This is a genomic window from Nocardioides glacieisoli, assembly GCF_004137245.1.
In the GTDB taxonomy this organism is placed as follows: Bacteria; Actinomycetota; Actinomycetes; order Propionibacteriales; family Nocardioidaceae; genus Nocardioides; species Nocardioides glacieisoli.
Map to the genome: position 1 here is coordinate 547237 of NZ_SDWS01000001.1, position 19992 is coordinate 567228.

At 71.0% G+C, this 19992-nt stretch carries 22 protein-coding genes; 16 read left to right on the forward strand and 6 right to left on the reverse strand.

Annotated features, from left to right (window positions below; translation table 11 throughout):
• Positions 1-120: 120 nt before the first annotated feature.
• Both EUA06_RS02700 and thrS read left to right on the forward strand, forming a co-directional pair.
• A complete protein-coding gene (locus EUA06_RS02700) occupies positions 121-1113 on the forward strand; it encodes a hypothetical protein (protein ID WP_129473446.1) in 993 nt (330 codons plus the stop codon).
• A gap of 99 nt (positions 1114-1212) precedes the next feature.
• Positions 1213-3204: a threonine--tRNA ligase gene (gene thrS / locus EUA06_RS02705; RefSeq protein ID WP_129473447.1), complete on the forward strand. Its 1992-nt coding sequence runs from the start codon at positions 1213-1215 to the stop codon at positions 3202-3204.
• Here the strand turns inward: thrS and EUA06_RS02710 are convergent.
• On the reverse strand, positions 3114-3740 hold the full coding sequence (locus tag EUA06_RS02710; protein ID WP_129473448.1) for a hypothetical protein: 627 nt from the start codon (positions 3738-3740) through the stop codon (positions 3114-3116). The genes thrS and EUA06_RS02710 overlap by 91 nt on opposite strands.
• A 19-nt stretch (positions 3741-3759) precedes the next feature.
• Between EUA06_RS02710 and EUA06_RS02715 the strand changes: the two genes are divergently transcribed.
• Complete coding sequence (locus EUA06_RS02715; protein WP_242497957.1) at positions 3760-4359, forward strand: aminotransferase class I/II-fold pyridoxal phosphate-dependent enzyme; 600 nt, start codon at positions 3760-3762, stop codon at positions 4357-4359.
• A 73-nt stretch (positions 4360-4432) separates the two neighbouring features.
• Here EUA06_RS02715 and EUA06_RS02720 read toward each other — a convergent pair whose 3' ends face one another.
• The gene (locus EUA06_RS02720) at positions 4433-4909 is read right to left on the reverse strand and encodes a GNAT family N-acetyltransferase (RefSeq protein ID WP_129473450.1); all 477 of its coding nucleotides are present in this window, start codon (positions 4907-4909) and stop codon (positions 4433-4435) included.
• A 103-nt stretch (positions 4910-5012) separates the two neighbouring features.
• Between EUA06_RS02720 and EUA06_RS02725 the strand changes: the two genes are divergently transcribed.
• Positions 5013-5534 (forward strand): HIT family protein, encoded by a 522-nt coding sequence (locus EUA06_RS02725; RefSeq protein WP_242497927.1) that lies wholly within the window; start codon positions 5013-5015, stop codon positions 5532-5534.
• On the opposite strand, the gene EUA06_RS02730 is transcribed toward EUA06_RS02725, so the two are convergent.
• Both EUA06_RS02730 and EUA06_RS22285 read right to left on the reverse strand, forming a co-directional pair.
• Positions 5519-6658: a N(5)-(carboxyethyl)ornithine synthase gene (locus tag EUA06_RS02730; RefSeq protein ID WP_129473452.1), complete on the reverse strand. Its 1140-nt coding sequence runs from the start codon at positions 6656-6658 to the stop codon at positions 5519-5521. The two genes, EUA06_RS02725 and EUA06_RS02730, sit on opposite strands and share 16 nt — an antisense overlap.
• Positions 6655-6792, reverse strand: coding sequence for a hypothetical protein (locus EUA06_RS22285; protein WP_165354226.1), 138 nt, complete (start codon positions 6790-6792; stop codon positions 6655-6657). Before EUA06_RS22285 ends, EUA06_RS02730 begins: the two co-directional genes overlap by 4 nt.
• A 71-nt stretch (positions 6793-6863) precedes the next feature.
• Here EUA06_RS22285 and EUA06_RS02735 point away from each other — a divergent pair, with 71 nt between their 5' ends.
• Genes EUA06_RS02735 through pdxS form a run of 3 tightly spaced genes read left to right on the forward strand, consistent with a single transcriptional unit; the run spans position 6864 to position 9231 of the window.
• Positions 6864-7637, forward strand: a complete 774-nt coding sequence (locus tag EUA06_RS02735) for an inositol monophosphatase family protein (protein WP_129473453.1) — start codon at positions 6864-6866, stop codon at positions 7635-7637.
• A gap of 9 nt (positions 7638-7646) precedes the next feature.
• Positions 7647-8270, forward strand: coding sequence for a phosphatidylinositol phosphate synthase (pgsA, locus tag EUA06_RS02740; protein ID WP_129473454.1), 624 nt, complete (start codon positions 7647-7649; stop codon positions 8268-8270).
• Positions 8271-8313: 43 nt separating this feature from the next.
• Entirely contained in the window at positions 8314-9231 is a 918-nt protein-coding gene (gene pdxS / locus EUA06_RS02745) for a pyridoxal 5'-phosphate synthase lyase subunit PdxS (RefSeq protein WP_129473455.1), read from the forward strand.
• Positions 9232-9234: 3 nt separating this feature from the next.
• Here the strand turns inward: pdxS and EUA06_RS02750 are convergent, their stop codons facing one another.
• Positions 9235-10350 carry a serine hydrolase domain-containing protein gene (locus EUA06_RS02750; protein ID WP_165354228.1) on the reverse strand — a complete coding sequence of 372 codons (1116 nt, stop codon included), beginning with the start codon at positions 10348-10350 and terminating at the stop codon, positions 9235-9237.
• Between EUA06_RS02750 and pdxT the strand changes: the two genes are divergently transcribed.
• The 9 genes from pdxT (at position 10349) to EUA06_RS02795 (ending at position 18716) form a co-directional block, all read left to right on the forward strand.
• Positions 10349-10984, forward strand: a complete 636-nt coding sequence (gene pdxT, locus EUA06_RS02755; protein ID WP_129473457.1) for a pyridoxal 5'-phosphate synthase glutaminase subunit PdxT — start codon at positions 10349-10351, stop codon at positions 10982-10984. The genes EUA06_RS02750 and pdxT overlap by 2 nt on opposite strands.
• A gap of 36 nt (positions 10985-11020) precedes the next feature.
• Positions 11021-11806 (forward strand): YebC/PmpR family DNA-binding transcriptional regulator, encoded by a 786-nt coding sequence (locus tag EUA06_RS02760; RefSeq protein WP_129473458.1) that lies wholly within the window; start codon positions 11021-11023, stop codon positions 11804-11806.
• Positions 11807-12000: 194 nt separating this feature from the next.
• Positions 12001-13020 carry a type IV toxin-antitoxin system AbiEi family antitoxin domain-containing protein gene (locus EUA06_RS02765; protein ID WP_129473459.1) on the forward strand — a complete coding sequence of 340 codons (1020 nt, stop codon included), beginning with the start codon at positions 12001-12003 and terminating at the stop codon, positions 13018-13020.
• 249 nt (positions 13021-13269) lie between these two features.
• Positions 13270-13815 (forward strand): crossover junction endodeoxyribonuclease RuvC, encoded by a 546-nt coding sequence (gene ruvC / locus EUA06_RS02770; protein WP_129473748.1) that lies wholly within the window; start codon positions 13270-13272, stop codon positions 13813-13815.
• Positions 13812-14411, forward strand: a complete 600-nt coding sequence (ruvA, locus tag EUA06_RS02775) for a Holliday junction branch migration protein RuvA (protein ID WP_129473460.1) — start codon at positions 13812-13814, stop codon at positions 14409-14411. Before ruvC ends, ruvA begins: the two co-directional genes overlap by 4 nt.
• A 6-nt stretch (positions 14412-14417) precedes the next feature.
• Entirely contained in the window at positions 14418-15512 is a 1095-nt protein-coding gene (gene ruvB, locus EUA06_RS02780) for a Holliday junction branch migration DNA helicase RuvB (RefSeq protein ID WP_129473461.1), read from the forward strand.
• A gap of 54 nt (positions 15513-15566) precedes the next feature.
• On the forward strand, positions 15567-15863 hold the full coding sequence (gene yajC, locus EUA06_RS02785; protein ID WP_129473462.1) for a preprotein translocase subunit YajC: 297 nt from the start codon (positions 15567-15569) through the stop codon (positions 15861-15863).
• Entirely contained in the window at positions 15856-16404 is a 549-nt protein-coding gene (locus EUA06_RS02790) for an adenine phosphoribosyltransferase (RefSeq protein WP_129473463.1), read from the forward strand. Before yajC ends, EUA06_RS02790 begins: the two co-directional genes overlap by 8 nt.
• Positions 16405-16433: 29 nt before the next feature.
• Entirely contained in the window at positions 16434-18716 is a 2283-nt protein-coding gene (locus EUA06_RS02795; RefSeq protein ID WP_422879737.1) for a RelA/SpoT family protein, read from the forward strand.
• Here EUA06_RS02795 and EUA06_RS02800 read toward each other — a convergent pair whose 3' ends face one another.
• The gene (locus EUA06_RS02800) at positions 18717-19967 is read right to left on the reverse strand and encodes a DUF349 domain-containing protein (RefSeq protein WP_129473464.1); all 1251 of its coding nucleotides are present in this window, start codon (positions 19965-19967) and stop codon (positions 18717-18719) included.
• Between the last annotated feature and the right edge of the window lie 25 nt (positions 19968-19992).

A 19992-nucleotide genomic window follows, 5' to 3' on the forward strand; every position in this document is an offset into this window, starting at 1 on the left:
CGGGGCGGAGCAGCGACCTGCTTCCGGGACTGGGCGATGGACATACTGAGGCGTACCCCGGTTCACTCAGCTTCACCGGTTCGTCCACCCGCCCGGGTGGGACCGGCCTAGCCTGTGCCGGTGCACGAACAGGTTCAGGAGGGCCGGACGGTCGTCGTCGATCGCGGCCTGCACCTGCGCCTGCGCACCGACATGACCGTCGACGTCGTGCGTCACGCGCGCGGCGTGCTCGCCGTCGGGGTGGCGGCCGTCGTGCTCGGGGTCGTGCTCGCTCGTCCGGTGACGGGCGTCGTCGTGGCCCTCGTCGTCGTTGTCGGCTGGGCCGTCCTCCGCTGGCTGCACCTCGGTCGCACCATGCGGCACGGTCTGGGCGTCGGGCAGTCGATCACCGTGGGCCACCGGCTCGACGGCGACCCGGCCGTGGTGGTCACGGACGCGACCGGCGAGGTGGAGCTGGGTCGCGGCTCGGTCCTCGTGGTCACGCGGTTCCGCTCGTACGTCACCGTCCACGGACGCCAGCTGTCGTTCGTCCTGCCGGCGGGGCTGCTGACGGAAGCGGAGATCGGGTTCCTCGAGGGTCACCTTGCGACGCCGGAGGGGGCTGAGTCCGCGCCGGAGCCGGCCAGTGCCCTGCCGCTCTCGCTGACCCTCACCGAGGACGTGACGGCGCGGACGGGTGCCGCCATCGCCCGCGCCGTCACCCTGTCCGCGGACTCGATGATGCCGGTCGTCTCGGCTCTTGCGTTCCTCGCCGTCGGTGCCGCCGTCCGGTCGGGAGCGTGGCTCTCCGTCGGTGCCGTGATCGCCGTCGTGTGGGTGCTCACCACTCCGCGCGTGGCGCTCCGGGCACGGTCGGCGGTCCGCTCGGCCTACCCCCTCGGTCGCACCCTCCGTGCCGAGGTGACGGCCGACTCGATCACCACCGAGCTGGATGCGGTCGTCCTCGCCGTGCGGTGGGAGATGTACGACGCCCGCCGGGTCACCGCGGACGCCGTGCTCCTCCGGCGCAAGGGACCCTTCCTGTCGCCCGACGTGTTCAGCGTCTATCCCCGCGACCTGTTCGACGACGCCTCGATCAAGACGCTCACCGCGGCACTGCCCCGAGGCTTCTGAGCGCTGGCACGTCCGAGCGCGGCGAAACCGGCGTGAGGACGGCCCGGTCCGGCCGATAGGGTCGACGCGACATCCGTCCCACCCCGTCAAGGAGCTCCCGTGTCAGACATCCAGGTCGTCCGCATCCACGCAGACCAGCGTGCGGAGACCTCGGTGACGACGGGCACCAAGGCGTGGGAGCTGTTCCGCGACGACGCCGACGTGGTGGCCGCTCGCGTGGCCGGTCAGCTCAAGGACCTCGCCTACGAGCTCCATGACGGCGACGAGGTCGAGGCCGTGGCCATCGACAGCGCCGACGGCCGCGACATCCTGCGCCACTCGACCGCGCACGTGATGGCCCAGGCCGTGCAGCAGCTCTGGCCCGAGGCCAAGCTCGGCATCGGCCCGCCGATCGACAACGGGTTCTACTACGACTTCGACGTCGAGACCCCGTTCGTGCCGGAGGACCTCGTCAAGATCGAGTCCGCGATGCGCAAGATCATCAAGGAGAACCAGCGCTTCGAGCGCCGGGTCACCACCGATGCCGACGCGCTGACCGAGCTCAAGGACGAGCCCTACAAGATCGAGCTGATCGGCCTCAAGGGCGGATCGGGTGCCTCCGACACCGAGGGCGCCTCGGTCGAGGTGGGGGCCGGCGAGCTCACCATCTACGACAACATCGGTCGCTCCGGCGAGGCCAAGTGGTCCGACCTCTGCCGCGGCCCGCACCTGCCGACCACCAAGCGGATCCCCGCGTTCAAGCTGATGCGCAGTGCGGCGGCCTACTGGCGCGGCGACGAGAAGAACAAGCAGCTCCAGCGCATCTACGGCACCGCCTGGGAGACCAAGGAGGCGCTCGAGGAGCACCTCCACCGCCTCGAGGAGGCCGAGCGCCGCGACCACCGCAGGCTCGGCCGCGAGCTCGACCTGTTCTCCTTCCCCGACGAGATCGGCTCGGGCCTCCCGGTGTTCCACCCCCGCGGCGGAGTGATCAAGCGCGAGATGGAGGACTACGTCCGACTGCGCCACATCGAGGAGGGCTTCGAGTACGTCGGCACCCCCCACATCGCCAAGGAGGGGCTCTTCTACACGTCGGGTCACCTTCCCTACTACGGCGAGGGGATGTTCCCCGCCCTCGACGTCGACGGCATGGACTACCGCCTCAAGGCGATGAACTGCCCGATGCACAACCTCATCTACCGCTCGCGGCAGCGCTCCTACCGCGAGCTGCCGCTGCGCTTGTTCGAGTTCGGCTCGGTCTACCGCCACGAGAAGTCCGGCGTCGTCCACGGCCTGACCCGGGTGCGTGGCTTCGCCCAGGACGACTCCCACTCCTACGTCACCCCCGAGCAGGCGCCGGGTGAGATCAAGCACCTCCTCGACTTCTGCCTCGGACTCTTCCGCGACTTCGGGCTGAACGACTTCTACCTCGAGCTCTCGACCCGCGACGACTCCAAGCCGGACAAGTTCATCGGGTCCGACGAGGACTGGGAGATGGCCACCGAGGTGCTGCGCAAGGTCTGCGAGGAGTCCGGGCTCGAGCTCGTGCCCGATCCCGGGGGGGCCGCCTACTACGGCCCCAAGGTGTCGGTGCAGGCGCGCGACGCGATCGGGCGCACCTGGCAGATGTCGACCATCCAGTACGACTTCAACCAGCCGTCGGTCGACCGCTTCAACCTGGAGTACGTCGCCGCCGACGGCACCCGCCAGCAGCCGGTCATGATCCACTCCGCGAAGTTCGGCTCGATCGAGCGGTTCATCGGCGTCCTGGTCGAGCACTACGCCGGCGCGTTCCCGCCCTGGCTGGCACCCGTCCAGGTGCAGGGCATCCCGATCGCGGAGCGGCACAACGACTACCTCTTCGACATCGCCCGCACCATGAAGGCACAGGGGCTGCGCGTCGAGGTGGACGAGTCCGACGACCGGATGCAGAAGAAGATCCGCAACGCGCAGCTGCAGAAGGTGCCGTTCATGCTGATCGCCGGTGACGACGACGTCGAGAAGGGCGCGGTCTCGTTCCGCTACCGCGACGGACGCCAGGACAACGGCGTGCCCGTCGCCGAGGCGATCGAGAGGGTGGCGGCAGCGGTCGCGTCCCGCGAGCAGGTCTGAGCCTCGTGAGCGCCTCCGAGCGCCGCCCGGTCGTCGACCTCACCGACGAGGAGGCGCGCCGCGCGCTGCCGCTGAAGTGGGGCACGGTGCCCGACGACGTGATCCCCGCGTGGGTCGCGGAGATGGACTATGCAGTCGACCCGGTGGTGATGGAGGCCGTCCAGCGGGCGCTCGCCGTCGGCGTCACCGGCTACCCGCTCGACCACTACCCCGAGCTCGCCGAGGCCTACGTCGGCTGGGCCGGACGGCACTTCGGGTGGGCGCCGGAGGCCTCGGCGGTCCGCGCCGTCGTTGACGTGACGGCGGGCGTCCGCCTCGCGATCGACGTCCTCAGCGGGCCCGGCGGAGTGGTCTTCCCGACGCCCGGCTACAACGCCCAGCACCGGCTGGCCGACATCACCGGTCGCGTCGAGCACCTGCTCGAGGTGCCGGCCTCGGCCGAGCGTGCCGAGATCGACCTCGACCGGCTCGACCGGCTCCTCGCCGACGGCGCGCAGACGCTGATCCTGAATCAGCCGCACAAGCCGTGCGTTCACCCGCGCCGAGCTGGAGGGGATCCGCGACGTCGTCCTCCGCCACGGCGCCCGCGTCGTGAGCGACGAGATCTTCGCCCCACTGGTGCTGCCCGGCGCGGAGCACGTCTCCTACCTCGCCATCGACGGCACCCACGACCACGCGGTCGCGGTGGTCTCGGCGTCCAAGGCGTTCAACACCGCCGGCCTGAAGTGCGCCCAGCTCGTCGTGCCCTCAGGTGCCGACCGGGCCCGGCTCGACGCGGAGCCGATGTCGCGCAACGACTCCTACTCGGCCCTCGGCGTGGTCGCCGCGCTCGCGGCCTACGACCACGGTGACCCCTGGCTCGCCTCGCTGGTCGAGCGCCTCGACCAGCAGCGCAGCCTGCTCGGGTCACTGCTCGCCGAGCACCTGCCGGAGGTGCGGATGCGGCCGGTCGAGGCGACCTACCTCGCCTGGCTCGACGCCTCCGCCTACGGCCACGACGACGCGGCATGGGTTGCCCTCGAGCGCGGCCGGGTGCAGCTGAGTGACGGCGCGTCCTACGCGCCCGGCTCGACCGGGCACGTACGCCTCAACTTCGCCACCTCGCCCGAGCGGCTCACCGAGATCGTCGAACGGCTCGCGAAGGCCTGGACCTGAGGCTCACCGCCCGCTTCGACGTCATACGGACGGGACAAGCGCTTGCCCCGTCCGTATGACGTCCCGCGTGACCTCATCGTGTCTTGACGTACCTCCGGCAGGGCGACGTGAACGTCAGTCCGCCGGCGGTGACCTCATAGGGCAGGTCACCGTCGTCGACCCAGCCCTGCTTCTCGTAGAAGCGGCGCGCGCGGGCGTTGCCGGCGACCACCGCGAGCCAGGCGGACTCGTGGCCTGCGGAGCCCACCTGCTGCTCGGCGACGCTGAGCAGCTCGGCTGCGAGGCCGCTGCCGCGGGCCGTGCGTCCGACGAAGACCTGCTCGACCTCGTCGCCGACGACCATCACGAACCCCAGCAGGTCCCCGGAGTCGGACACGGCCACCGTGGTGTCGGCGACCCGGGCCGGCGTGCGCTCGTGGAACGCCGCCAGCGTGCGCAGCTCGGTGAGCCCTTCGGGTACCCGCCCGGCGTGGCCGTCGTGCCAGCCCTCGTGCCAGAGATCGGCCACCGCGGCCATGTCGGCGTCGCCGGCCGGACGGATCGTGGTCATGCCCCCACCCTAGGATCGTGCGCATGTGCGAGCGGAGCGAGCTCATCAGACAACACAGTGCGACATGTGCCTCATGCGCGCACGGAGCGAAGCGAGTACGTGCATGAGCAAGGACGGTCTCGAGCGGATCTGGACGCCCCACCGGATGGCCTACGTCCGCACGGCCGTCGACGACGACGGCTGCCCGTTCTGTGCGATCCCGGGCCACCCCGACGACGAGTCGCTGGTCGTGGCGCGCGGTGGGTCGACGTACGCCGTCCTCAACCTGCACCCCTACAACCCCGGGCACCTGATGGTGCTGCCCTACCGCCACGTCGCCGACCTCACCGACCTCACCGCGGGCGAGGCCAGTGAGCTGATGACGATGACCCAGCAGGCGCTGCGGGCCATCCGCGCCGTCAGCAGCCCCCACTCCTTCAACGTCGGGCTCAACCTCGGGCGCTCGGCCGGTGGCTCGCTGGCCGACCACCTGCACCAGCACGTCGTACCGCGGTGGACGGGCGACGCCAACTTCATCACCGTCGTCGGCGGCACGAAGATGCTCCCGCAGCTGCTCGAGGACACCCGCCGGCTGCTCGCGGATGCGTGGCCCAGTGCAGGCTCGGAGGGTCAGCCGACGGGGTAGGGGTGCTCCGCCGACCGGCCCTGGAACGCCAGGATCGCCGGGTTGCACACACGTCCCGCGCGGATCTCGATCGCCCGGCTCAGCACCTCCGACGCGTCCCAGCTCGCGGGGCCGGAGAGGACGAGGTCGACGAACGGCAGCAGCGCCTCGCTGTTCTCCCACGTGGCCGAGTTCCAGAGGTACGACGGGCTGTGGTCGACCGCGTAGTAGTGGACGCGACCGCCGACGGTGAACATCGGCTCGTCGAAGGTGGTCGGCACGGCCCAGGAGAAGCCCATGCCCTCGTCGCACGACACGTCGACGATCAGGCTGCCGTTGCGGAAGGCGGCCACGTCCTCGGTCCGGAGGTAGGTCAGCGGCGCCGCCGTGTCCTGCAGCGTGCAGTTCACGACGATGTCGTTCTCCGCGAGGTAGGGCGCCAGCGGCTCGCGACCGCGGTCGGTGACGACACTGATGCCCTCGCCGTCGGGGTCGTGGTCCCACTGCCGGATCCGCACCGAGTGGATCGGCGAGCCGACGGCGGCCACCCCGCGCGTGGTGAGGACGGCGACGTCGCCGACGCCGTGTGCCTTGAGCGCCGTGACGGCCCCGCGCGCGGTGGCCCCGAAGCCGATCACGACAGCGCTCAGCCGGCGGCCGTAGTCGCCGGTGATCCCGACGAGCTCCATCGCCTGGAGCACCGAGCAGTAGCCGGCGAGCTCGTTGTTCTTGTGGAAGACGTGCAGCCCGACGTGGCCGTCCGAGGTCCAGTGGTTCATCGCCTCGAAGGCGATCAGCGTCAGCTCACGGTCGATCGCGAGCTGGGTCATCTCGGGGTCCTGGACGCAGTGCGGCCAGCCCCAGAGGACCTGCCCGGTGTGCATCCGGGCGACGTCCTCGTGCTGCGGCTTGGGCAGCACCACGACGTCGGAGCCCTCGAGGATCTCCTCGCGCGTCGCGAAGCCCGCCACGTGCGGAGCGAGCTCCTCGTCCGAGACGCCGAAGCGACGGGCGTACCCGTGCTCGAGCGTGGTGCGCGCTGCGACCTCGGGCGCGAGGCGCGCGAGGTGGTCGGGATGGAGGGGGAGCCGGTGCTCGTTCTCCTTGGCCGACGTGCCGATCACACCGAGGCTGAGCAGGCTCACTTCTTCTTCGGCGGGAGGAACGTCTCGTCGGCGCCGCTCTTCCCGGCCGCCTTGGCGTGCTTGTCGGCACGCTTTTCCTTGATGGACTTGCCGGACTTCTTGGACATGCCTTGCCGTGGCGACTTGTCGCTCATCGGGGCTCCCTTGTCGGAAGCCTGGGTGGCTCCGTCCGGCCACAGTACGCCCTCGGGCTAGCGTGGCGTCCGTGGACGACTCCCGCCTGCTCGCCGATGCCGCCCTCGCCGCCGAGCTGGTGCGGGACGCCGCAGCGCTGGCCGCGCGGATCCGCGAGGGCGGGCTCGACGTCGAGCGGAAGACCAGTGGCTCCGACGTCGTCACCCAGGCCGACACGGCTGCCGAACGACTGATCGTCGAGCGGCTCGGCGCCGAGCGGCCCGACGACGCGATCGTGGGTGAGGAGGGCACCTCACGACCCGGCACCTCGGGTCGGACGTGGGTGATCGACCCGGTCGACGGCACCTTCAACTTCACCCGCGGCAGCGACTGGTGGTGCTCGGCCCTGGCGCTCACCGACGAGGCCGACGTGCTCCTCGGCGCCGTGCACCACGCCGCCCAGCAGCGCACGTGGGTCGGTGGCCCCGACCTGCCCAGCACCTGCGACGGCGTCCGCCTCGCACCGCTGCCCGAGATCGCCCGCGAGGCGCGCTGCGCAGTGACCTACCTGCACCCGCCGTTCTACGGCGGGCCGGTGGGGGAGGCCTTCACCCGCGCGCTGGGCCAGGTGGGCACCCTGCGGATGCTCGGCTCCGGGACGATGGACTGCATGGCGATCGCCGGCGGTCAGTGGGACGTGCTCTTCCAGCACAGCGTCGCCGACTGGGACCGGCTCCCGGGTGCGGCGATCGTGCGGGGCGCCGGCGGCGACTCCGTCGTCGTACGAGCAGCAGGGGTGGACTGGACGCTCACCGGGGCGCTCGCCGCGGTGGCGGACGTCCGCGCCGCGCTGCTCGAGGAGTAGCCTGCGCCCGTGCTCGACAGGTTCAAGCAGTTCTGGCAGGGCGTCATGCTCGCCCCGTTCATCAACCTCTTCATCCGGCTCGGCATCAGCCCCGACGTGGTGACGCTGGTGGGCACGCTGGGGGTGAGCTTCGGCGCGATCTTCTTCTTCGCCCAGGGCTGGGTCTGGCAGGGCGTCCTCTTCATCACCGCCTTCGTCTTCAGCGACCTCGTCGACGGCGCGATGGCCCGCAAGATGGGCCGCAAGGACGACTTCGGCGCGTTCCTCGACTCGACGCTCGACCGGGTGGCCGACGGGGCGCTCTTCGGAGGTCTGGCCCTGTTCTTCGCGTGGCACCAGGAGAGCCGCCTCTACCTTGCGCTGTGCCTCGTCATCCTGGTCATGGGCGCGGTGACGTCGTACGCCCGCGCGAAGGCCGACGTCCTCGGCTATGACGCCAAGGTCGGCATCGCGGAGCGTCCCGACCGGCTCGTCGGGATGCTCGTGCCGGCGTTCTTCGCCGACGTCCTCGACCTCTGGTGGCTGCTCCACATCGCCCTCTGGGCGCTGGCGGTCGCGGCCACCGTGACCGTCGCGCAGCGCATCTGGGTGGTCCGCCGCCAGGCCCTCGAGCGGGCGGCCTCGCAGCCCTGATCCCGATGCATCCTTTCGGATGAGCCAGCACTACGATCGGGGCATGGCTGAGCACACCCCTTCGTCCGTCGAGACCCCCATCGAGCACGGCACCAGCCGCGTCAAGCGCGGCATGGCCGAGATGCTCAAGGGCGGCGTCATCATGGACGTCGTCACCGCCGAGCAGGCGAAGATCGCCGAGGACGCCGGCGCCGTCGCGGTGATGGCCCTCGAGCGCGTCCCGGCCGACATCCGCGCCCAGGGCGGCGTCTCGCGGATGAGCGACCCCGACATGATCGACTCGATCATCGAGGCCGTCTCGATCCCGGTGATGGCCAAGGCCCGCATCGGCCACTTCGCCGAGGCGCAGGTGCTCCAGTCGCTCGGCGTCGACTACATCGACGAGTCCGAGGTGCTGACCCCGGCCGACTACGCCAACCACATCGACAAGTGGCAGTTCACCGTGCCGTTCGTGTGCGGTGCGACCAACCTGGGCGAGGCGCTGCGCCGCATCACCGAGGGTGCGGCGATGATCCGCTCCAAGGGCGAGGCCGGCACCGGCGACGTCTCCAACGCCGTCATGCACATGCGCACCATCGGCGGCGAGCTGCGCCGCCTGCACGGCATGGCCGAGGACGAGCTCTACGTCGCGGCCAAGGAGCTCCAGGCCCCCTACGAGCTGGTCAAGGAGGTCGCGGCCGCGGGCAAGCTCCCGGTCGTCCTCTTCACCGCCGGCGGCATCGCCACCCCGGCCGACGCCGCGATGATGATGCAGCTCGGCGCCGAGGGCGTCTTCGTCGGCTCGGGCATCTTCAAGTCCGGCAACCCGGCCGAGCGCGCCGAGGCGATCGTCAAGGCGACGACGTTCTTCGACGACCCCGACGTGGTCGCCAAGGTCTCGCGCGGCCTGGGCGAGGCGATGGTCGGCATCAACGTCGACGAGATCCCGCAGCCGCACCGCCTGTCCGAGCGCGGCTGGTAGTCCTCAGCGCACGGCGGCGGCGAGCACGGCAGCGGCCTTCCCGAAGCCGTACGACTCCGCGCCCACCTGTGCGGGTGCGCCGATGCGCACCACCATCGTGCGCGTCGTCGGGTCCACCAGCAGGACCTGGCCGCCGAAGCCGAGGGCGGCGAACACCTCCACCGGGGCCTCCGGCGCCAGCTGGCCGGTGACCTGCTCCACCGGCTGGCCCTGCGCGTCGACCGCGTCGGTCGCGCCTCGGAGCAGGCCGGGCCGGTTGAGCCACCAGAGGTAGCCGTAGGCCGCGTTGTGCACCGTCGACGACCGGCCGACGGCGCGCTCCACGAAGCTCGGGGCGAGGATCCGGCGGCCCTCGACCGTGCCGCGGCCCAGGTAGAGGTGGCCGAACCGCGCGAGGTCGAGGCAGGTGGTCTGCAGGCCGTAGAACACCGCCGCGTCGTCGGAGCGGTCGGTGATGAAGGACGTGTGCGTCATGCCGAGGGGCTCGAAGAGCCGCTCGCGGGCGAACCTCGCCACGCGCATCCCGGTCGCCTTCTCGAGCACCGCCTCGAGCACCTGGATGGCCGCGTTGTTGTAGGCCCACGCGCTGCCGGGGGCGTGCTGCTGGCTCAGCCCGATGGCGTACGTCGTGCGGCTCCTCGCGCGGAGCAGGTCGCCGTAGTCGCTCTGCAGCGACCAGAAGCGACCGCTGTCGTTGGAGATCAGGTTGCGCACCGTCACCGACTCCGACGGCGTGCCGCGCCACTGCGGGACGTAGCGCGAGACCCGGTCGTCGAGGCGCAGGTCGCCGTCGCGGATCGCGATGCCGACCAGCGTGCTGGTGACCGACTTGGTGATCGAGAAGACCTCGCGCGGGGTGTCGCGCTGCTGCTTCCAGTTCCACTCGCCGGCCACCTTGCCGTTGCGCACGACCGCGAAGCACGTGGAGCCGAGCCGCCTGGCCTCCGCCGCGCCGCGGTTGATCGCGGTGGCGCGCAGGCCCAGGCTCGACGGCGACGCGACCGTCCAGCCGTCGACCGTCCGGGCGCGGTCCAGCGCAGGTGTGGCGCTCGCGGCACCCGCGATAGGGCTGATCGTGAGGAGGGCGACGAGCAGGGCCGCGGAGCGGGGGAGCCTCATGATCGGCGAGCCTACGGCCGTCCTAGGATCGGCGTCCGTGAACCCGACCATCGGCGTGCTGGCCCTGCAGGGCGACGTCCGCGAGCACCTGGCGGCCCTGCGGTCGCTGGGCGCCGACCCGATCTCCGTACGCCGTCCCGGCGAGCTCGCGGCCTGCGACGGCCTCGTGATCCCGGGCGGGGAGTCCACGACGATGGCCAAGCTCGCCACGATCTTCGACCTGCTGGAGCCGTTGCGTGACGCCGTACGAGCTGGCCTCCCGGCGTTCGGCACGTGCGCCGGCATGATCATGCTGGCCGACCGGATCGAGGACGGAGCGGCGGGCCAGGAGACCATCGGCGGCCTCCACATCACCGTGCGGCGCAACGCCTTCGGGCGCCAGGTCGACTCCTTCGAGGAGGACATCCACGTCGACGGTCTGGCCGACCCGGTCCGCGCGGTCTTCATCCGCGCGCCGTGGGTCGAGGCGGTCGACGGCGACGTCGAGGTGCTGGCTCGGGTCGAGGACGGGCCTGCCGCGGGTAGGATCGTCGCGGTCCGTCAAGGCCCCCTGATGGCGACCTCGTTCCACCCGGAGGTCGGCAGCGACGACCGCGTCCACGGCATGTTCGTGGACCTGGTGCGCTCGGCCTGACGACGTACACCACGACGACGAGAAGCAGAGGTACCGATGTCCGGCCACTCCAAGTGGGCAACGACCAAGCACAAGAAGGCCGCGGTCGACGCCAAGCGCGGCAAGCTCTTCGCCAAGCTGATCAAGAACATCGAGGTCGCGGCGAAGCAGGGCGGCGGCGACCCCGCCGGCAACCCGACGCTCTACGACGCCATCCAGAAGGCGAAGAAGAACTCGGTCCCCAACAAGAACATCGACTCCGCGCTCAAGCGCGGCTCCGGTGCCGAGTCGGGCGGGGTCGACTACAAGACGATCTCCTACGAGGTCTACGGCCCGCAGGGCGTCGCGATCCTGGTCGAGTGCCTCACCGACAACACCAACCGTGCCGCGATGGAGGTCCGCACCGCGGTGACCCGCAACGGCGGCACCATGGCCGACCCCGGCTCCGTCTCGCGGCTGTTCACCCGCAAGGGGATCGTCGTCGTGCCGAAGTCGCAGGAGCACGACGGCTCGGTCCGTGAGGTGTCCGAGGACGACGTCCTCGAGGCCACCCTCGACGCCGGCGCCGAGGAGGTCAGCGACCTCGACGACGTCTTCCAGGTGCAGAGCGAGGCCACCGATGTCGTCGCCGTCCGCACGGCCCTCCAGGACGCCGGCATCGACTACGACTCCGCCGATGTCGAGTTCGTGCCCAGCATGGAGATCCCCGTCGACGCCTCCGGCGCCGGCAAGGTGATGCACCTCGTCGACGCCCTCGAGGACCTCGACGACGTCCAGGACGTCTTCACCAACGTCGACGTCCCCGCCGACGTCCTCGCCGAGCTCGAGGCCGCCGACGCCTGACGGGCCACCCGCCCGGCCCGCGCACCTCACCCGCTGTAACGCCGGGTTAGTACTTGTACCCATCCGGACATATCCAGGTCGGTACAGCTACTAACCCGGCGTTACAGCGGCGGCGGGCGAACCACCAGCCGTCCACAGCAGCCCGCGTATCGCGCGAATCCACAGGTGCTGGCCCAACAGCGGTCCATGCGTCGGTGGACATCTCGATGCTCGGCCACATGTACCTGCCGACCATCGTGCTGATGAACTCCCAGCACGGACTCATCACCGCTCGTCAGTTGAGGACCGCCGGCCTCACCGGTAACGACGTCCGCGGCCTCGTCCGTGCCGGGAAGGTCCTCCGCGTTCGGCACGGGGTGTACGTCGACACTGACGCGTGGGAGGGCCTGGACCCGTTCCGGGAGCGGCCCGTGCTGCGGATGCGGGCAGCGCAGCTGAGCCTCACCTCGACGTCGTACGCCTTCAGCCACGACTCGTCCTCGATCGTCCTCGGCCTGGGAGCCCCGGATCCACGGTCTGCCCTGGTCCACCTGAGCCGGACCAAGGTCCATGGCGACGCCGTCCGCGCCGGCGTGAAGCACCACCTCGCGCCGTACCTCCCCGGTGACGTGGAGGAAGTCGACGGCCTGCGCGTCCTCGACCGTCCGCGGACGGCGCTCGACATGGTGCGCGAGCACGGGCGCGCCCACGGGCTGGCCGCCTGCGACGCTGCGATGCGCCACGGCGTTACGCGCGAGGAGCTGTGGGAGAGGCTCGCGCGCATGAAGGACTGGCCGCACAGCCGCTGCATGAGGTGGTGCATCGAGCACGCCGAGCCGCTGGCGGAGACCTATCTCGAGTCCCTCGTCCGCGACTTCGTCCTCGAGCTCGGTATAGGCCGTCCCGAGCTCCAGTTCGGCCTGTCTGACGGCGTCACGACGGCCTTCGCCGACATGGTCGTCAAGCGACACTTCTTCGAGGCGGACGGACTCCTCAAGTACGCGCCGGACAACCCGAGCGGCATGGCACCGGCAGCCGTGCTCACAGAGGAGAAGCAGCGCCACGACTTCCTCACCGGCTTCAAGCTGGGCGGCTCGCGCCTGACGTACGTCGACCTGTTCGCCGGCCGCCGGGCCGCGCTCGCCCGTGCTGCCCGGGAATTCGCCGACACCTGCTCCCGCTTCGGGACCGACACCGATGACCTCGTGCCGTACCGCGTGCAACGCCGCCGGTGACCCCAAACGCTGCTGTAACGCCGGGTTACTGCTTGTACCCACCCGGATAAATCCAAGTGGGTACAGCTACTAACCCGGCGTTACAGCGGCGCGCGGGAGCGGGGCAGGCGGGCGCCGGGGATCGGGCACCGGGGGAGCCCCCCGCGTGTCGTACGCCGCCCGGTGGCCGCGGCCGGTTAGCGTTTGCCGGACGAACATGTGTTCGGACGGCGAGGCGGCCAGGACGGCCAGGCGGAGAGGGGTGGCGGAGTGCGGGTGCTCGGCATCGACCCCGGCCTCACGAGGTGCGGCGTCGGAGTGGTCGACGGCAGCGTCGGCCGCCCGCTGACGATGGTCGACGTGGGCGTGATCCGCACGAGCGCGGACCTCCCGATCGCCCAGCGGCTGGTGAGCATCGAGAAGGGCCTCGACGCCTGGATCGAGGAGCACCAGCCCGACGCGGTCGCCGTCGAGCGCGTCTTCGCCCGCTCCGACTCCAGCACCATCATGGGCACCGCCCAGGCCAGCGGGATCGCGCTCGTCGTGGCCGCGCGTCGCGGCCTGCCGATCGCGATGCACACCCCCAGCGAGGTGAAGGCCGCCGTCTCCGGCAACGGCCGCGCCGACAAGGCCCAGGTCGGCGCAATGGTGGTTCGGATCCTGCGCCTCGCCGAGATGCCCAAGCCAGCCGACGCCGCCGACGCCCTCGCCCTGGCCATCACCCACGTCTGGCGCGGCTCGGCCAACACCCGGCTCGAGGAAGCGGTGGCCCGCGCGAAGGCACAGCAGAGGAAGGCCCCAGTGAGGACCCGATGATCGCCTTCGTCCGCGGCGAGGTCGCCGCCGTCACGCTCACCAGCGCCGTGCTCGAGGTCGGTGGTGTCGGCCTCGAGCTGATGTGCACCCCCGGCACCCTCGCCACCCTGCGCGTCGGGCGGTCCGCCATCCTGCCCACGAGCATGGTCGTGCGCGAGGACAGCCTGACGATCTTCGGCTTCCTCGACGAGGACGAGAAGCAGGTCTTCGAGATCGTCCAGACCGCCTCCGGGGTCGGTCCCAAGGTCGCCCAGGCGATCGTCGCGGTGATGAGCCCCGACGACGTACGCCGCGCGATCATGACCGAGGACGTCAAGGCGCTCACCCGCGTCCCGGGCATCGGCCAGAAGGGCGCCCAGCGGATCATCCTCGAGCTCAAGGACCGCATCGGCCCGCCCACGGGCGGCCACCACGCCACGACCGGGGCGAAGCCGCAGGAGGCCTGGCGCGACCAGGTGCAGCAGGGGCTCGTGGGCCTCGGCTGGTCGGCCAAGGAGTCGGAGAAGGCGGTCGACGCCGTCGCCCCCGACGCCGGCGAGATCCCCGACGTCGCTGCACTCATGCGCGCAGCCCTGCGCACCCTGAGCAAGGCGTAGGGGCCGATGAACTGGGACGACGTGGACGACGACACGGAGACCGAGCTGAGCCAGGCCGAGCTCAGCCACCTCCAGCGCCTCACCGACGCCGAGGCCGACGGCGACGAGCGGGCGGTGGAGGCAGCGCTGCGCCCGAAGACCCTCGACGAGGTGGTCGGGCAGGTGCGCGTACGCGACCAGCTCGGGCTCGTCCTGGAGGCGGCCCGCCGCAGGGGCCGGGCGCCCGACCACGTCCTGCTCTCCGGCCCGCCCGGGCTCGGCAAGACCACCCTCGCGATGATCATCGCCGGCGAGATGAGCACTCCGCTGCGGCTGACGAGCGGTCCGGCGATCACCCACGCCGGCGACCTCGCCGCGATCCTGTCCGGGCTCAACGAGGGCGACGTGCTCTTCGTCGACGAGATCCACCGGATGTCGCGGCCGGCCGAGGAGCTGCTCTACATGGCGATGGAGGACTTCCGGGTCGACGTCGTCATCGGCAAGGGCCCCGGCGCCACGGCGATCCCGATCGACATCCCGCCGTTCACCCTCGTCGGCGCGACGACCCGCGCTGGCCTGCTGCCCGGACCGCTGCGCGACCGCTTCGGCTTCACCGCCCACCTCGAGTTCTACGAGCCCCACGAGCTCGACCAGATCGTGCACCGCTCCGCAGGCCTCCTCGGGGTGCACCTCACTTCGGAGGGCTCCCGCGAGATCGCCGGCCGATCCCGCGGCACCCCCCGCATCGCCAACCGGCTGCTGCGCCGGGTCCGCGACTACGCGCAGGTGCGCGCCGACGGCGTCCTGACGCTGCCGGTGGCACAGGCCGCGCTCGAGCTGTTCGAGGTCGACGAGTCCGGGCTCGACCGTCTCGACCGAGGCGTGCTGGACGTGCTCTGCCGCCGCTTCGGCGGGGGACCGGTCGGCATCTCGACGCTCGCCGTCGCCGTCGGCGAGGAGCGCGAGACCGTCGAGGAGGTCGCCGAGCCGTTCCTGGTCCGCACCGGCCTGCTCGCCCGCACGCCGCGGGGCCGCGTCGCGACGCCCGCCGCCTGGCATCACCTCGGCCTCACCCCACCGCCGATCCCGACGGTCGACTCCACCCTGTTCGACGACGCCTGAGGGAGAAGTAGACTCCGGGCGCTCACGCACCCGACCCCCTCGAGGAGCCCCGCCGTGAACGACCTCGCCGCACTTCTTCCCCTGGTCGCCATCCTGGCCCTGTTCTGGTTCATGGTGGTCCGCCCCCAGCGGCGCCGCCAGCAGGAGGTGATCGCGCTGCAGAACAGCATCGAGGTCGGCCAGCAGGTCATGATGTCCTCGGGCATCTACGGCACCGTCCGGTCGGTCACCGACGACACGGCCCGCCTCGAGATCGCCCCCGGCACCGAGATCCAGATCGCCCGCGCGGCGATCGCGCGAGTGGTCGAGCCCGACCACGGCGTGGTCGACGGACCGGCCACCGATGCCTGACCGGCGTACGGCCCAGGAGGCGCTCGAGCGCCTCACCGTCGACGTCCCCGACTGGCCGCAGGAGGGCGTGACGTTCAAGGACATCACGCCGGTCCTCGCCGACCACCACGCCTTCTCCGCGATCATCACCGCCCTCGCGGCGGCCGGTCGCGACGACCACGGCAACGTCGTGGTCGACAAGGTCGTCGGCATGGAGGCCCGCGGCTTCATCCTCGCCGCGCCCGTCGCCCTGGCGCTCGGCATCGGCTTCGTCCCGATCCGCAAGGCGGGCAAGCTCCCGCGCGAGACCCACGCGGTGTCGTACGCACTGGAGTACGGCGAGGCGACCCTCGAGGTGCACCGCGACGCGATCGACGCCGGCGACCGGGTGCTCATGGTCGACGACGTCCTGGCCACCGGCGGCACCGTCGCCGCCACCCAGGAGCTCATCGAGGCGTGCGGCGGCACCGCCACCGGCGTGGCCGTGCTGATGGAGCTGGGCTTCCTCGACCCGCGCTCGCGGACCGGCGACCTGCCCGTCAGCACCCTGCTGACCATCTGACCCCTCGCGCCACTCACTAGACTCTGTGCATGGCTGAGGAGCAGGCACCGGCGCAGGAGGTCAGGGCCCCGCTGACCGCGCGCGGCATGCGTGCGCGCCTCGCCCGCGTCGGCACCAAGCCGCCGTCGTCCAACCCGGTCCTCGAGCCGCTCTTCCGCGCCGTGCGGGCCAACCACCCGAAGGCCGATCTCGCCCTCCTCGAGCGCGCCTACGCCGAGGCCGACAAGTGGCACACCGGCCAGATGCGCAAGAGCGGCGACCCCTACATCACCCACCCGCTCGCGGTGACCACGATCCTCGCCGACATCGGCATGACCGAGCCGACGCTGGTCGCCGCGCTGCTCCACGACACGGTCGAGGACACGCCGTACACCCTCGAGGCGCTCCGCGCCGACTTCGGTGACGAGGTCGCCGTCCTGGTCGACGGCGTGACCAAGCTCGACAAGGTGCAGTACGGCGACTCGGCGCAGGCCGAGACCATCCGCAAGATGATCGTCGCGATGTCGCGCGACATCCGGGTGCTGGTGATCAAGCTCGCCGACCGGCTCCACAACATGCGCACCCTGCGCTACGTGCCGGCGGCCTCGCAGGAGCGGTCGTCGCGCGAGACCCTCGACATCTACGCCCCGCTGGCGCACCGGCTCGGCATGAACACCCTCAAGTGGGAGCTCGAGGACCTCGCCTTCGCGACCCTCCACCCCAAGATCTATGACGAGATCGTGCGGATGGTCGCCGAGCGGGCGCCGTCGCGCGACTCGTTCCTGTCCGAGGTCGTCACCGAGATCGAGCAGGACCTCAAGGCGGCGAAGATCAACGGCAAGGTGACGGGCCGCCCGAAGCACTACTACTCGATCTACCAGAAGATGATCGTCGGCGGCCGCGACTTCTCCGACATCTACGACCTGGTCGGCATCCGCATCCTCGTCGACGAGGACCGCGACTGCTACAGCGCGCTCGGGGTGATCCACTCGCGGTGGAACCCGGTCCTGGGGCGGTTCAAGGACTACGTCGCGATGCCGAAGTTCAACATGTACCAGTCGCTTCACACGACGGTGATCGGTCCGGCGGGCAAGCCCGTGGAGGTGCAGATCCGGACGTTCTCCCAGCACCGTCGCGCGGAGTACGGCGTCGCGGCGCACTGGAAGTACAAGGAGAACAGCAAGGCCGGCGTCGACACCGACCGCCTCGGGGACAAGGACGACCTCACCTGGTTGCGCCAGCTGCTCGACTGGCAGAGCGAGGTCGACGACCCGGGCGAGTTCCTGGAGTCGCTGCGCTTCGAGATGAACCAGCAGCAGGTCTACGTCTTCACCCCCCGCGGCGACGTCATCCCGCTGCCGATGGGCGCGACGCCCGTCGACTTCGCGTACGCCGTCCACACCGAGGTGGGCCACCACACGATCGGGTCGCGGGTCAACGGCCGCCTGGTGCCGCTGGAGTCGACCCTCGACAACGGCGACGTGGTCGAGGTCTTCACCTCCAAATCGCCCACCTCGGGTCCGTCCCGCGACTGGCTCAACTTCGTCCAGTCGCCGCGCGCCCGCAACAAGATCCGCCAGTGGTTCACCAAGGAGCGGCGCGAGGAGGCCATCGAGCGCGGCAAGGACCAGATCGCCAAGCTGATGCGCAAGGAGGGCCTGCCCCTCACCCGCCTGATGACCCACGACGTCCTGGCCCTGGTGGCCGAGCACTTCCACCACGCCGACGTCTCCGCGCTCTATGCCGCGGTCGGCGAGGGCAACCTCAGCGCCCAGGCCGTCGTCCGCCGCGTGATCGACCTCCACGGCGGCGACGACGGTGCGGCGGAGGACATGTCCGAGGCCGTCACGATCACCGGCCGCTCGCGCGCCAAGCGCAGCCCCACCGACTCGGGCGTCATCGTCCCGGGTGTGGACGACCTCTGGGTCAAGCTCGCCAAGTGCTGCACGCCGGTGCCGCCCGACCCGATCCTCGGCTTCGTCACCAAGGGCGGGGGAGTCTCGGTGCACCGCAAGGACTGCACCAACGCCTCCAGCCTCCTCGGCCAGCCCGAGCGGGTCCTCGACGTCGAGTGGGCGCCGACCTCGCAGTCGACCTTCCTCGTCAACATCCAGGTCGAGGCCCTCGACCGCGCGCGCCTGCTCTCCGACATCACGATGGCGCTCTCCGACGCGCACGTGAACATCCTCAGTGCGACGCTCTCCACGACGCGCGACCGCGTCGCCAAGAGCCGGTTCTCCTTCGAGATGGCCGACGCTGCCCACCTCGACGGCGTGCTCCGCGCCGTCCGCGCCGTGCCCGGGGTGTTCGACGCCTACCGCGTCACCAGCTGATCAGCTGAAGTCGGCCGCGGCCTTCTTCGCCATGTCGAGGAAGGCCTGCTTGTTGGCGAGCTCGGACTCGAGGTCCTTGGTGCGCTTCGCGTCGCCCGCGGCCGTGGCCTTGTCGAGCTTGGCCCGGGTCTCGGCGATGCCGGCCTCGAGCTTGCCGATCATGTCGTCCGCGCGCGCCGACTTCTCCGGGTCGCTGCGGCTCCACTGCTCGTCCTCGACCGCGCGGATGGCCTGCTCGACCTTCCGCATCCGGGCCTCGAGGTCCTTCATCCGGTCGCGCGGCACCTTGCCGGCGGCGTCCCAGCGGTCGGCGAGGTCGCGGAAGGCCTTCTTGGCGGCGTCGACGTCCGTCACCGGCACCAGCTTCTCGGCCTCGACCAGGATCTCGTCCTTGACGACGGCGTTGGCCGCGAACTCCTCGTCGAGGGCCGCGTTGGCGGCGTCGCGGGCGCCGAAGAACGTGTCCTGCGCGCCGCGGAAGCGCTGCCAGAGCTGGTCGTCGACCTCGCGGGGAGCTGGCCCCGCGGCCTTCCACTCGCGCATCAGGTCGCGGTACTTGCCGGCGGTCGGACCCCACTCGGTCGACGTGGAGAGCGCCTCGGCCTCCTTGGCCAGCCGCTCCTTGACGACCCGCGCGCCGTCGCGGCGCTCGTGCTCCTCGGCGAAGTGCGCCTTGCGGTGCCGGGTGTACGTCGTCCGCGCGGTGGAGAAGCGGCGCCACAGCGCGTCGTCGGTGGCCCGGTCGAGGCGCGGCAGCTCCTTCCACGTCGTGAGCAGGTCGCGCAGGCGGTTGGCGCCGTTGCGCCAGTCGGTGCCCTCGGCCAGCTTCTCGGCCTCGGCGACGAGCTTCTCCTTCTCCGCCTTCGACTCCGCGGTCTTCTGCGCGCGCTCCTCCTTGCGGGCGCTGCGCTGGACCGCGATCACGGGGCCGAGCGCGTCGAGCCTGGCCGCCAGCGCCACGAGGTCGCCCACCGCGTGGGCGTCGACGACCTGCTCGCGCAGTGCCTTCGTCGAGGAGGTCGCCTCCTCGGGCGCCAGGCGCCCCGATGCGACGCGCTGCTCGAGCAGGTGGACCTTGCCCTCCAGCTCGTCGTAGCGCTTGGTGAAGAACTCCAGGGCCTCCTCCGGCGTGCCGGCCTCGTAGGACCCGACGGATCGCTCCCCGTCTGCCGTTCGGACAAAGACTGTGCCGTCATCAGCGACGCGGCCCCACGGGGCTGCGTCGTCCTGTGACTGCTTGTCGGCGCTCATGGTCGCCCATCGTAGTCATGGCCCC